Source organism: Streptococcus mitis (genome assembly GCF_002096845.1).
In the GTDB taxonomy this organism is placed as follows: domain Bacteria; phylum Bacillota; class Bacilli; order Lactobacillales; family Streptococcaceae; genus Streptococcus; species Streptococcus mitis_A.
In genome coordinates, this window is sequence record NZ_NCVK01000003.1 from 1 (window position 1) to 12920 (window position 12920).

Genomic DNA, 12920 nt, shown 5'->3' on the forward strand with positions numbered 1-12920 from the left:
GCTGTCTGGTTTGAAATACGCTTTACCAAGCTCTTTCAAACCTAGTCATCGTTGCGGGGGTGAGACTACGAAATCGAACTCTTCGAGTTACCGGACCTTCTCTCACTTTCTTATTTCAAGGTGAGAGGCTGAAAACCTCCACTGGAGGTTTTTCTTGCTTTTTAATTTCAGGGCAAGAAGCTAAAAAGGTCCCCCGGACCTTTTTACTCCCAAAAGTCATCAAAGACGGTGATGGGTAAGTGGCGTTTGTGTTGGCCTTTGTGCCACCAGTTTTCGATTCTTGTTTGAGCTTCTGGGCTGATTATTTTTCCTTCTAGGTAGTCGTCAATCTCTTCATATGTGACTCCGAGAGCTACTTCATCAGCCAGACCTGGTTTGTCTTCTTCTAGGTCTGCTGTTGGGACTTTTTCATAAAGGGCTGGGTCTGCACCAAGCTCCTGTAAAAGTTGTTTTCCTTGACGTTTATTGAGACGGTAAAGAGGGAGAATATCCGCACCACCGTCACCAAACTTGGTAAAGAAACCTGTGATATTTTCCGCGGCGTGGTCTGTTCCAATGACCGCTCCGCTATGGGAACCAGCAAGGGCATACTGAGCAATCATACGGCAACGAGCCTTGATATTTCCCTTATTGAAGTCTGAAACAGGACTTCCTGTCGCTTCAACTGCAGCTGTCATAGCATCTGCAGACTCCTTGATATTCACTACTAAACTGACATCTGGCTGGATAAAGGCTAGGGCTTTTTGAGCATCTGCTTCATCAGCTTGTACTCCGTATGGCAGGCGAACAGCTATAAATTTGTAGCTGTCATCTCCCGTTTCTGCTCGCAGTTCTTCCATAGCTAATTGAGCCAAACGCCCTGCCAAGGTTGAGTCCTGTCCCCCAGAAATCCCTAGTACAAAGGTCTTTAGGAAGGGATGTTTTTTCAGATATCTTTTTAAGAAATCAATGGAACGACGGATTTCTTCCTGGGCATCAATCACTGGTTTGACACCCAGTTGCTGAATAATAGTCTCTTGCAAACTCATTCTTCTTCTCCTTCGCCGAGGGCTTCCTTGCGCATTTTGTCAATCAAGTCCATCTTGTCTTGCCATACATCACGCGCCAAATCCACTGGATAGTGTTGCGGATTGAGCACGCGCTTGTACTCATCCCAAAGCTTGTCAAATTCCTTACGAGCATAAGCCTGAATCTCAGTCAAGCTAGGCAGGTTGTAAATCAATTTTCCGTCTTTGAAGATATCCACCAAGAGAGGAACGGCGTCAAAATTACGAACCGTCTTCTTGATGTAGGTATAGGTCGGATGGAACATCTTGATTTCTGTCATGCTGGCAACATCCACACCATCATAAGTGATATAATCGCCTTCTGACTTGCCTTTTTCACGACTGGTAATGCGCCACACCTGCTTCTTACCTGGCGTAGACACTTTTTCCGCATTATTAGACAGCTTGATGGTATTGCGCATCTGACCATTTTCATCTTCGATGGCAACAATCTTGTAAACTGCCCCAAGAGCTGGCTGGTCATAGGCTGTGATCAGCTTGGTACCCACGCCCCAGACATCAATCTTGGCCTTTTGCATCTTGAGGTTGAGGATAGTATTTTCGTCCAAATCATTAGAAGCATAAATCTTAGCCTCTGTAAATCCAGCCTCGTCCAGTTGCTGACGGACTTTCTTGGAAATGTAAGCAATATCCCCAGAGTCAATCCGCACACCCATAAAGTTAATCTGGTCACCCAGCTCACGCGCCACCTGAATTGCAGCGGGTACCCCAATACGAAGGGTGTCATAGGTATCCACAAGAAAAACGCAATTTTTGTGGGTCGCAGCGTAAGCCTTGAAAGCCTCATAGTCGTTACCATAAACCTGTACCAAAGAATGGGCATGGGTCCCCAAGACAGGAATGTCAAAGAGTTTACCTGCACGCACGTTACTAGTTCCATTGGCACCACCAATCACCGCTGCGCGTGTTCCCCAGATAGCCGCATCCATTTCTTGCGCCCGACGTGTTCCAAACTCCATCAAGGGCTCATCTTCAATAACCGAACGAATACGAGCTGCCTTCGTCGCCACCAAGGTCTGGTAGTTGACAATATTCAAAAGAGCCGTTTCCACCAACTGACATTGGGCTAGAGGACCTTCCACCTGCACAATAGGCTCATTAGCAAAAACCAAGTCCCCTTCTTGGGCAGAACGAACGGTCAGCTCCAACTTGAAATTGCGGAGGTAGTCCAAGAATGCCCCATGATAGCCTAGAGACTCCAAATAGGCAATATCACTATCTGAAAAACGCAGATCTTCAAGATAACTCACAATTCTTTCCAAACCTGCAAAAACCGCATAGCCATTCTTAAAAGGTTGTTGGCGGAAATACACCTCAAAGACCGCCTTTTTATTGTGAATCCCTTGGTCAAAGTAAACCTGCATCATGTTGATCTGGTACAAGTCCGTGTGCAATGTCAAACTATCATCTGGATACATACTTTTCCTACTTCCTTAACTAGAAATACATGAAAATTTTCAAAAACTTTCATGCATTCCAATAAATTAGTACTATTATATCACATTTTAGCTGGATTGAGAAAAGAGTAACAAGCTATTCACCACTCTCTAGTTCATCCATATCTTGTTCAAACTTTTTCTGAGCCCATTCACCATAGCTCTTCAGACCAAGATTGCCGATAAAAACCCAAGGAAGGTAAATGACATAAGTAATTGCCCAAGCAGACAGGTATTTAACGTTCAAAGGATTGTGCTGATAAATTTCTATGTTGAATTGATAATTCTGTAACATCAAAAGAGCCGTAATAGCCAATGTTAGGAAAAAACAACCCAAAATCGTAAAATGAAAACGACTATAGTAGGTCACTCCCAGATAACGGGCACGGTTGAAAAAGAAGAAAATTCCTACTATCAGAGTATAGACTAGAAAATTCGGATTAAAAAGAGAGGGAGCTAATACAGCCACCAAATAGCTTAGAAGCACAAGTCCAATGAAAAGGGTAAAGGATTCCGCTCCAGCTTTATTGATTAGTTGTTCTTCTCTTTCATCAAGTAATTGATAATGAATGAATTTATTTACCATCTTCTTCCTCCCAAAATAGTTGGTCTAGGGTTTTCCCTAAACATCTGCAAATGGACTGGCAGAGCGAGAGACTGGGATTATATTTTCCCGCCTCTATCAAACCAATAGTCTGGCGCGTCACCCCAACAGCCTCTGCCAGTTGACCTTGTGTTAAATCAAGCTCCACACGAGCTAATTTTAATCTTAAATTTTTAGCCACCTGCGTCCTCCTTATAGTTTTAATACTCATCTACTCTTAAAAAATCCAAAACCAACACAAGCTGTCAGCTATTTATTATAACCTCATTAATTAGCACTCCAATATTATCTTCAGCCTAAAATCAGTATGTTGTATTGTTTGAAATAAACTTCCTAGTTTGATGTTTTGTTTAGTATTAGCTTTAGTAGGGTCTTTTAAACGAGTTTTGATTGCTTGTGTTTTTTATTTAGTTGATTTCATATAACTATTATATAATGCTTTTGGAAATGAGTCTAGCATAAGACAAAAACGTGTACACAACAAGAGCAGGAGCATACCAAGATGACTGATTTTTTGCTGGATTTTAAATCTGTAAAATAATACTAAATGAAACTAAAATGAATACTTCTTGCTTTTCTTGAGAGTGAAAAAGTACAATAAAATGATTGTAGTGATTACCACAAGATACTGACTAATAGACATCGTATTTGAAGCCACAAATACAGGTAAAGAATAAAAAGGAAGAAGTTCAATTACTTTGATAAACAAATCATTACTAGTATTCATCATAATCGTATTTAATATATTAGGGATAAAGAGTAGCAAAGCTACTAAAATACCAAATACTAAGCCACTTTTCAATTTGTATAAATAGAAAATGTAAGATAATAGAAAATAAAATAGGACTAACAAAATTGTATTGACTACAATGGCTACTATAAAATCTAATCCTAAATCACCTGGAACACCCAATTTACTTACGATGACTAGTAGCACAATGCCATTCAAAGAATAAATAATGGAAACTGAGATGGCATATAGAAAATTGGACAAGACGTAAATCATCCGATTTTTCTGTTGATTATAAAATAAACTTATCGTATTGCGGGAAAAATCCCTGCTAATAATTCGGTTAGAATGTATAACAGCCATTAACATACCGAGCATAGCATAAAAATTTGAAATATGCTTAATACCAAGTGATGTCCCTTGAGTCTTTAGAATAAAGAATGTAACCAGTATCGGCGGTATAAACGAGATAATCAAACCGAGATATATTACGCCCGATGAATATAAATCTCTTATATTTTCCTTAAGAAAATTCAATTTATTTAATTTCATGATTATAACCTTCCTTTATTTTGAACGATTTAGATAAATATCTTTAAGCGTCTCTTTTTTAGTTTCAAAATCAACTACTTTAATAGAGTTTTCGTTAAAAAATTTAAAAAGCTCACTACTTTGAATATTCCCAGACATAGTAATTTTCAGTCCCTCTTCCTGAACAATATCCCCAAATTCTTGTTTGGTAATGAAAATGTCTTTATCTGTAGCTGATGAAAAAGCTATCTCAAACAAGCAATTATGACTATCTTTTCCTACTTTTTGGAATGTCAAAAATCCGTTCTCCAAGAAAAGGACTCTCTCACAAATTTCTTCAATATCTTCTAATTTATGACTCGATATTAAAATTCCCACATTTTCATTTAAAGCTAATTTTTTTAGAACCGCTAAAACTATTTGTGATGATTCAATATCTAAACCATTAGTCGGTTCATCTAAAATCAATATATCAGGTTCCGTAACGAGAGTTAGAAGCAAGGCTAATTTTTGTTTTGTACCCAAAGAATAGGTCTTTACTTTTTTATTAATAGACTGAGTCAAATCTAACTCTTGGATCAAACTTCCAAATCTTTCTTGATTGTAGTCAACACCATATAAATTTGACAAATATTTTAAATTCTCTAAACCTGTTTTAGATAAAAACAATTTTGGTTCTTCGATTAAATACCCAACATTATCACTACTTATAATATTCCCTGAAGTCGGTTGATTATTCTGAACAAGAATTTTCATCAATGTACTCTTGCCAACTCCGTTTCTCCCTACTAGACCAACAATTTCACCCTTATTAAGTGCGAAATTTATATCTTTGAGAATGGTTGAATGACCATAATTTTTACTTACATTTATAACTTCCATTTTTTAATTCCTCCATTAATATTCTTGGTTTTCTCTTTGATTCTCATTAATTTTAAAAAGTTGCGCCTCTTTTTAACAACATTATATCATATATCTAACTTAATGCAATATATAAATGTCATTTTGTAATATTTTACTAGCAAAAAAACTCTCTACCACTTAAATGATAGAGAGTTTTCTGCTTATTCAATTTTTTTCAAAACATCTACAGCATGGTAGGCTTTCAGATCTAATGTCTCAGCTGCCATTGTATTGTCCTCAATATCGTCTAGAAAGACACAATTTGTAGGATTTAACTGGTATTTATCGAGAATCCCCTTCATACTTATGTCAAGAACCCCTCTTTGCCTTATACTTTCATATTCACCTTACAAATCCTTTTGGTAATAAAATCTTTGTCCTGTGTAAGGATAGTCTTGCAAAGCAAAGACTTCCTTGTAGCCATGCTTCTGATAAAAGTCTGGTGCCTGGAACTGGTAAGTATTGACAAAAGCAAAACGACAGTTTCGATTCTTAGCTTCAGTTTCTGCTTGCTGCAATAGTTTTGAACCGATTCCTTGCCCTCGCAATTCCTCTTTTACAAACAAATACTCAATTTCCAACCAATTTCCAAAAGTCTCTGCTACTAAGCCTGCCAGAAGATTGCCCATCTCATCTTCAACATAAAGATTCAATGGCTCACTTTCAGCCTCTTCTCTTTTTGAACGGTTATAAACACGAATCAGATTCCCTATTTCTTGTGATTTATGGGATTCCTTATTTTCCAATCTAAAGTACATCTAAACCTCCTCAAATACTGTTACAGCTTGATTATAGTCTTATTTAAATAGACTGTCAAACTAGCAAAAACTCACCAACCTGAGTTGATGAGTTTCAAATTTAATACTATCACTGCTTATATTCTTTTAATTTATAATTCGATAAATAGGACTTCAACCCTTCTAAATCTGTAGTAGTATTAAACTGCAATTTCTCTAGCTTATCCATATCTACACTGTCATCTTTTTTGACTCCTGCAGCATAACTATAGTCTTTATACTGAGTATCTTTCAATCCATCTGACTTGGTTTCAGTAACTTTATAGATGATGCTTAGACCAATAATATTTTCATAAGCACTGTCACTTGATGAAAATATTCCTAAGTAAGTTCCTTGAGGTTCTAGGGTATAAGAAGATGAAGAGCTATTCTTGTTTTCAGACTTACTGTAGTCATCAATTTTCTTAAGAATCTCCTTTAATCCCTTATCATTTAATCCATTTACCAGATCCATCTACACGGTAACCATCTGGTGTACGTTCGCTAACAGCCATTTTACCATCTGATTTAAGGTAATAATCTCCTACCCATTTGTTACGAGCGTAGCTTCCTTCTGATGTCAAATAATAATATGATTTGTAGTTATTGTCATAAATCCACTCACTATTAGCCATCTTACCATTTGATTTGAGGTAATAACTTCCTGACCAAGCATTACGCGCATAGCTTCCTTCTGATGTCAAGTAATAGTAAGAACCGTAGTTGCCATCATAAATCCATTCACTCTTAGCCATGTAGCCACCAGACTTGAGATAGTAATTCCCTACCCAAGCATTTTCAACATACTCACCAGCAGCATTCAAATAGAAATAAGACTTATACTGTGAATCATAGATCCATTTGCTGATAACTTTTTGACCATGTTGGTAGTAAGAACGACCTACCCAACCATTCTTTCCACTTGGTTGTTCTGGAGTTTTTGGCTCAGGTGTTGGTGTTGATGTTGGCTTTAAGTTAACTTTTTCGTATTTAACAAATTCTCCATCTTTAATGGTCAATTTAATTGCTCCAACTAAAGTAAAGTAACCTGACTCGTGAGAAAGTACCAAATCCTTAAATGAAACTAGATAGGTTCCATCTGGGTAAGGGTTCCCATTTAGAAAAGATAACTTCAATTTTGCTCTACCAACATTTTTCTTAGCTTCCCCATTTGTAACTGGATTAATAACAATGAAAGTATTTGGATTTACCACCCGTCCTGTATTTGCTTCTAAAATTTCAACAGCCTTATACTGGCCAGTTGCAACAGTTACATCAGGACGTTCTCCAACAATTTCCAAGTACAAGTTTCCATCTAGACCCATCTGGGCAGTTACATCCGCATAAATCTTACGGTATTCTGCAGCTTCTACACTGCTTGTAGGGAGTACACTTGTTGTGATAACTCCTGCTGTTACGAGGCTCAACCCCATTACTGATCCTGTCAATACATGTTTTAGTTTCATCTTCTTTTTCTCCTTTTTTATTCACTAACCTTATAATAAAATTCGTTTGGATTGGACACTGTATCCACACTTTGGGTAATTAACAAACGATCCTTGCTACTGTCAGACGCATCTTTGAAAGTGGTATCACCTACATTTATATCTGGATGCACAACTCCTTTTGGAATAAGTATAACCGACGCACCACCGACACCACTGCTTGAGGTCATGCCAAAGCGAACCATATTATTTACAATCTTAGGTACTGTGTCAGTCAAGACTAAGCCATTTGTAAACCCATTTTCATCAAAAGTGACTTCTACACCATTGTTATTCTTCCAAGTTCCTTTGATACTGCTGAAGTTTTTCTGGTAAATCTCAGCCAGATGAGCACCAGGACCCTTGGCCTGCTCCTCTAGGTCAATAAATGGACGTTCTACCATAAAATCATCCACAGTCAACCAGTTCAAGCCTTCTAAATCCACCTCTTTAATCCCATCTAGCCCTTGTAAACTTGAAGGATCCTTGGTTTCTCTCAAATCATAGTTAACAGAACTAGCCTCCTGATAACGACCATCTGCAAAGAGATAAGTTTTAGCAACAGCCTCAGGTCTAGGAGCATTAAAATTTAGATAAGAAATCGCTCCATTCTCATAAGGAATGAGTATACGACGTTCTCCACCTGTCCCAGCAACTCCACCTGACTTGACCAGCTGGGCTCCCTGATCTGTCAGATAATAAATCCCAAGTAAAATTTTATCTTGCTTAATTAGCAATTCTTTCTTCCCATCCTTATTGATGTCGTAGAAAGTATAGCTGATGTCTATCCCTTTGTAATCAAACAAAATGGAATCAATATAAGACTCTTCCTTATCACCTGTCGAGTACTGTGGCATTTGTTGATTTTGCGCTGCCTTAACTCGCTCTCTATAGGAGTCTAAGATATTCTGATATACAATCTGGTAATCAATCTTTGCTTGTTCAGCTTTTTTATCTTTTGAAGCACTGGTTTGGACTGTAGCGTCAGTCGACTCTCCCTCACTTGTCTGGCTAGCTTGTTGTCCACAGGCTGCTAATAAAAGCACTGAGCTAGCCACTAACAAGCCACTAAAGATGCTTTTCTTGGACATAATACCTCCGTTATTTCTTTTTAAAAGATTTGCCAGCCAGTATACCAGTCGAATCTGAAGTAATGGTCAACTCTCCGCCTTTAATCTCATAACCTAGTTTCATTGAAGATAATTCAAAAGTCTTTTCTTTCTGGTTGACCTTCATCTCATATGTATGCTCCGTTTGCTGGCCCTCTGTTAGGAAACCAATCGTTTTTCCTTTTGTATGAACTTGTCCCTTATCACCCTTGATTTGGATAGTCACGGTTACTTCTTCCATAAATGGCATGCTACCTTGATAGACATAAGTCCCATCTGCTGATGAACAGGCTACTAAAAGCAATAGGCTAGTTACTAACGATAATACAAATGCAACTTTCTTTTTCAATTTTATCCCTCTTTTTTCTTTAAAGCAATTCCTAATCCTGCTAAGAAGCCATATCCTAATAAAGCTAGTAGGCTCACTTGACTTCCAGTATTTGGCAATGCTTTTTGTACAGCTTCTTGTTTCGCTTGAGACAGAACTGCTGGTGCTTGGTAGCTTGGTGCTGGTCCCACAGGTTTCACATCTTGGTCACCAGATTGACCTGGCTCTTTACCTGTCTTTTTGCCCCGTTCTTGACCTGGCTCTTTTCCTGGTTCTTTGCTCGGTTCTTGACTTGGATCCTTGCCTGGCTCTTCTACCTTAGGTTTTTCATTCTTAGGCTCATCAACTTTTGGTTGTTCAACTTCGTCAGGGTTTAGTGTTGGTAATTCATCTACTGTTGGGGCATCTTTTGGTGTTGCTGAAATACCGTCAGGATTTTGTTTTGTGTTCAAATCACTTGGAATGTCAGCCGTGATATCCAACTCTGGTAATTCATCTGCTGTTGGAGCAACTTTGGGTATTGCTGAAATAACACGGTTACCATCAGTATATACATTTAGCATCTTATCGATTGAAAAGATATCTGATTTGTATTTGTGGTCGGCTTGTGCTTGTGTCAAACGAGCTTTAGCATCCGCCAAGTCTTGTTCAGCCGCTGTAATGCGTTGTTCCACGTTTGTTTTATCAGCTTCGGCCTGTGTTAAACTTGAACGCAATTGTGGCAATTGTGCGTGTACACGCATAGCGTCATCACGTTTACTTATTGCAGCATCAATTTCACCTTGAATTGTGCTGATACGTGCAGTTACATCATTTACACGTTCTGTTGCCTTATCCAACTCTTTTTGTTTTTGAACGACAGCATCTGCTTTATCTTGAGCTGTTGCTGTAAGTGTGGTCAAATCAGATTTTGCTTGATTTAGAGCTGTTGTCGCGTTTGTACGCGCTGTAGCAATATCATTCAATTGAGCGTTTAAAGCATCCAACTCTTGAGTCAAGTCAGCTTTCTTTGCAACTAATACATCACGTTCGCGTTCTTGTGTCGCTTTTTGAGCTTTCAAAGCGTCCAACTCTGCTTGCATTTTTGGTCTGTCATCAATGATTTGACGTTTTACAAACACATAGTGCGTGTCCGCAATAAACTTCATCTTTTTACCGTAGAATGTCGGATTCATTGGGTCATCTTCGTTGAATGAGTTGACGTTCGCCCGATATTTTTTATCGGAATCGCTTTTAGTCACTAGGTAAAGTATTTGATAATCTTCATCCCATCCATAAGTGTTACCAGTACTCGCTAACGCGTTGAAAGACGTAAAGTATATTGTCTTTTCTTTACCATTAACTGTGGACATAGCTAGACCCATTTTACCACCCATTGGGGCTAACAAATTAAGACGGTGACCATAGCTATTACCTAGAAGATTGTGATAGTCAGAATACCAACCTAGTAATCTTTCGTAGGCTAATGTTTCATTTGTCACGATTCGATTGAATAATAAATACTCGCCGTCACGACCTAAAAGTTGTCCATAACCACCGCCTGAAATGTTTTCGACATCATTTTCCAGTTGTACGCGAGGTTTGTCACTCGGTGATTGTAAGTTTGTGTTATGACTCAAAACACCCGTGTTTTGCATTTCATCCGCGCGTTTTTGCGCATATGCAAGATAATCTTCGTCCACTGTCATATTACCCAATAAACCGTTATTGATGCGCAGTTTGTTGAGCATTTTGGCAAACGCGTCAGCAAATCCTTTATTGTCAACTTTGTAACGATATGCTGGACGTTCTTTTAATTTTCTAGTAACAGGATCAAACGGTTCTTTCTTATAATCCGCTAAAGCCTCTGTGAAATCAATCATGTCTTTAGTTGCATCAATTTCTTTGATGTCGACACCTTGGAAATTAACAGGTTCCATTTGTTTGTTACGATATGGTCCATGGTTATACGCATAATCATCTAGGTTGTCGTGAGCTGTATGGTTACGTTCATCCGGATTCAAATCAGTTGAAATAACTTTAACTCTATAGCTATCGATTTCACCTTGTTTCGCAGCAATTTTAGCGTCTGTAGCTGTGATTTGAGCACCTTTCGCATTCAAATCGTTATCCACGTTTGAAATTTTACCATTTGTGTCAGTAATATTTTTACGCACATTAGTGTCTGTAATCGCGTCAAGGTCTGCTTGTTTCTTATCGACATCAGCTTTCTTAGAGTCGCGAACATTGTCAGCTTCTGTTTTTGCCGTTTTAGCGTCGTCTAGAGCTGTGCGTGCATCACGTTCACCGTCTTTAGCTGTGTTCAAATCATTTGTCGCGTTTGCCTTGTCTGAAGTTTTGCTAGCAATAATATCATTTTGTGCGCTGATGATTGCGTTTGCATTATTAGCGGTATCAATGTCTTTGTTGATAGAGCTAATTTTGTCATCAGCTTTTACTTTATCAGCGTTTGCTTGGTCAACAACGCCTTGTTTGGCATTAACATCAGCTTGTGCCGTATCTACATTTGCTTTCGCTGTATTGACATCTTGTTCAGTAACATGAACAGGTTTCGTCTTCACCGTAGGCTTAGGCTGACTAGAATCAACCTCTTCTGCATGAGCCGTTGTATTTACAGTACCAGCCCCAACAAGAATAGTTGTCAAACCAGCACCTAACAAAATATCTTTTTTATTCATATTGTCTCCTTTTTATTTTTTTTGTATATTATACTGTAATTAATTCTCATTTTGGAACTTTCTACCGAAAATAGTAGAATTTTATCCCCCCCCCAGATTTTCCAAAAAAATCTACTAAAAACAGTAGATTTTTTCAAAAATGGAGAAATTTAAGTTATAATAAAATCAATAAAGCTTAAGGAGACTATCATGGAATTCAATCACTATGGAGAAATCATTCATAAAATCCGTCAAGATCGCAATATGAGCCTTAAAGAGGCTGCTGGAGATGTCATTACTCCCAATAACCTCAGTCGCTTTGAAAAAGGATTATCTTCTATCAAAGTCGATACTTTTTTTGAAATTTTGAGCAGATTTAATTTAGATGAGTTAGACTATGCAGAAGTGTTACATATTAAAAATGAGACTTCCAAAAGAGTAATGCAAATTCTAAATGCATTGTATAAAAATGATAGAACAAAAGCTAGACAAATACTCGGAAAGAAAAGTGAGTGGGGGAATATCATAGAGTATTACATACTAAAATTATCCATTTTAAATCAAGAAAATGAAATGGATAAATTGACTCCTGTTCAAGTAGAAGCTATTAATTACTTGCTCAACTATATATTTAGTATTGATACTCTTTATATTCGTGATTTTACTATTATTGAAATTCTTTTATCATTTAAGATTCAATGTTTTGAGTTAAAATTCCTTGAATACATCGAAAAACTAATTCTTAAAGGATTGGAAGATTCTCAGAATGATGAGTATTTTTCTCGCAGATATGCTATGACTGGAACGTTTTTAATTAGAACATATTCTCGCTATGGATACTACGATAAAGCAGAAAAGCTCATCTATAGGTTGAATATAATAATATCTCAAGGATTCTCTTACGATTTTGCAATATTTCCCCTATTTCTTTTAAAAATGTATGAAGTTTACAATCTACTTCGACAAGATAACCCTAAGGCTATTGAACAAGCTAATACTGTTATTCATTACATGGATAGCCAAAACAACCTCTTCCCACTAGCATGGCTGTTTGAAACTAAGAACATATTCATCCAAGACGTTCAACGACTGAATAAAACGGGCATTCCATTCCCTACGGAAGATGAAGAATAGCCATCAACATCCATACAGAGTAACATGTTTATAACTTCAAAAACACCAAAGTCACTTTAGACTCTGGTGCTTTTTGACTTGATTTTAAAGGAAAAACTCACCAACCTGAGTTGATGAGTCCTTATACTCTTCGAAAATCTCTTCAAACCACGTCAGCTTCA

General features: G+C 37.7%; 14 protein-coding genes. 1 reads left to right on the forward strand and 13 read right to left on the reverse strand.

The features are described from left to right. Window positions 1-203: 203 nt before the first annotated feature. The 13 genes from nadE to B7695_RS00755 form a co-directional block, all read right to left on the reverse strand. Complete coding sequence (nadE, locus tag B7695_RS00695; RefSeq protein ID WP_084889315.1) at window positions 204-1028, reverse strand: ammonia-dependent NAD(+) synthetase; 825 nt, start codon at window positions 1026-1028, stop codon at window positions 204-206. After that, on the reverse strand, window positions 1025-2485 hold the full coding sequence (locus tag B7695_RS00700; RefSeq protein ID WP_084889316.1) for a nicotinate phosphoribosyltransferase: 1461 nt from the start codon (window positions 2483-2485) through the stop codon (window positions 1025-1027). The genes nadE and B7695_RS00700 overlap by 4 nt, the downstream gene beginning before the upstream one ends. Window positions 2486-2600: 115 nt before the next feature. Continuing rightward, window positions 2601-3089, reverse strand: coding sequence for a DUF6773 family protein (locus B7695_RS00705; protein ID WP_000247411.1), 489 nt, complete (start codon window positions 3087-3089; stop codon window positions 2601-2603). Further along, a complete protein-coding gene (locus B7695_RS00710) occupies window positions 3079-3288 on the reverse strand; it encodes a helix-turn-helix transcriptional regulator (protein ID WP_192855698.1) in 210 nt (69 codons plus the stop codon). The genes B7695_RS00705 and B7695_RS00710 overlap by 11 nt, the downstream gene beginning before the upstream one ends. Window positions 3289-3660: 372 nt before the next feature. Beyond that, window positions 3661-4389: a hypothetical protein gene (locus B7695_RS00715; protein WP_084889318.1), complete on the reverse strand. Its 729-nt coding sequence runs from the start codon at window positions 4387-4389 to the stop codon at window positions 3661-3663. A gap of 15 nt (window positions 4390-4404) precedes the next feature. After that, complete coding sequence (locus B7695_RS00720) at window positions 4405-5250, reverse strand: ABC transporter ATP-binding protein (RefSeq protein WP_084889319.1); 846 nt, start codon at window positions 5248-5250, stop codon at window positions 4405-4407. A gap of 182 nt (window positions 5251-5432) precedes the next feature. After that, window positions 5433-5573 (reverse strand): HAD family hydrolase, encoded by a 141-nt coding sequence (locus B7695_RS00725; RefSeq protein WP_084889320.1) that lies wholly within the window; start codon window positions 5571-5573, stop codon window positions 5433-5435. Window positions 5574-5618: 45 nt separating this feature from the next. Next, window positions 5619-6029, reverse strand: a complete 411-nt coding sequence (locus tag B7695_RS00730) for a GNAT family N-acetyltransferase (protein ID WP_084889321.1) — start codon at window positions 6027-6029, stop codon at window positions 5619-5621. Window positions 6030-6138: 109 nt separating this feature from the next. After that, entirely contained in the window at window positions 6139-6522 is a 384-nt protein-coding gene (locus B7695_RS00735; protein WP_084889322.1) for a hypothetical protein, read from the reverse strand. Further along, window positions 6497-7513 (reverse strand): PspC-like choline-binding domain-containing protein, encoded by a 1017-nt coding sequence (locus B7695_RS00740; protein WP_084889323.1) that lies wholly within the window; start codon window positions 7511-7513, stop codon window positions 6497-6499. Before B7695_RS00740 ends, B7695_RS00735 begins: the two co-directional genes overlap by 26 nt. Before the next feature lie 17 nt (window positions 7514-7530). Continuing rightward, window positions 7531-8622, reverse strand: a complete 1092-nt coding sequence (locus tag B7695_RS00745; protein ID WP_084889324.1) for a DUF6287 domain-containing protein — start codon at window positions 8620-8622, stop codon at window positions 7531-7533. 10 nt (window positions 8623-8632) lie between these two features. Next, window positions 8633-8989: a hypothetical protein gene (locus B7695_RS00750; protein ID WP_000730921.1), complete on the reverse strand. Its 357-nt coding sequence runs from the start codon at window positions 8987-8989 to the stop codon at window positions 8633-8635. 2 nt (window positions 8990-8991) lie between these two features. Beyond that, complete coding sequence (locus B7695_RS00755) at window positions 8992-11646, reverse strand: CAP domain-containing protein (protein WP_084889325.1); 2655 nt, start codon at window positions 11644-11646, stop codon at window positions 8992-8994. A 189-nt stretch (window positions 11647-11835) separates the two neighbouring features. Between B7695_RS00755 and B7695_RS00760 the strand changes: the two genes are divergently transcribed. Continuing rightward, complete coding sequence (locus B7695_RS00760; protein WP_084889326.1) at window positions 11836-12759, forward strand: helix-turn-helix domain-containing protein; 924 nt, start codon at window positions 11836-11838, stop codon at window positions 12757-12759. Window positions 12760-12920 lie beyond the last annotated feature (161 nt).

What these genes read in the sequence shown, in the direction of transcription:
- nadE (WP_084889315.1), bottom strand. Translation starts at nt 1,028, where the DNA reads ATGAGTTTGCAAGAGACTATTATTCAGCAACTGGGTGTCAAACCAGTG.
- B7695_RS00700 (WP_084889316.1), bottom strand. Translation starts at nt 2,485, where the DNA reads ATGTATCCAGATGATAGTTTGACATTGCACACGGACTTGTACCAGATC.
- B7695_RS00705 (WP_000247411.1), bottom strand. Translation starts at nt 3,089, where the DNA reads ATGGTAAATAAATTCATTCATTATCAATTACTTGATGAAAGAGAAGAA.
- B7695_RS00715 (WP_084889318.1), bottom strand. Translation starts at nt 4,389, where the DNA reads ATGAAATTAAATAAATTGAATTTTCTTAAGGAAAATATAAGAGATTTA.
- B7695_RS00720 (WP_084889319.1), bottom strand. Translation starts at nt 5,250, where the DNA reads ATGGAAGTTATAAATGTAAGTAAAAATTATGGTCATTCAACCATTCTC.
- B7695_RS00725 (WP_084889320.1), bottom strand. Translation starts at nt 5,573, where the DNA reads ATGAAGGGGATTCTCGATAAATACCAGTTAAATCCTACAAATTGTGTC.
- B7695_RS00730 (WP_084889321.1), bottom strand. Translation starts at nt 6,029, where the DNA reads ATGTACTTTAGATTGGAAAATAAGGAATCCCATAAATCACAAGAAATA.
- B7695_RS00735 (WP_084889322.1), bottom strand. Translation starts at nt 6,522, where the DNA reads ATGGATCTGGTAAATGGATTAAATGATAAGGGATTAAAGGAGATTCTT.
- B7695_RS00740 (WP_084889323.1), bottom strand. Translation starts at nt 7,513, where the DNA reads ATGAAACTAAAACATGTATTGACAGGATCAGTAATGGGGTTGAGCCTC.
- B7695_RS00745 (WP_084889324.1), bottom strand. Translation starts at nt 8,622, where the DNA reads ATGTCCAAGAAAAGCATCTTTAGTGGCTTGTTAGTGGCTAGCTCAGTG.
- B7695_RS00755 (WP_084889325.1), bottom strand. Translation starts at nt 11,646, where the DNA reads ATGAATAAAAAAGATATTTTGTTAGGTGCTGGTTTGACAACTATTCTT.
- B7695_RS00760 (WP_084889326.1), top strand. Translation starts at nt 11,836, where the DNA reads ATGGAATTCAATCACTATGGAGAAATCATTCATAAAATCCGTCAAGAT.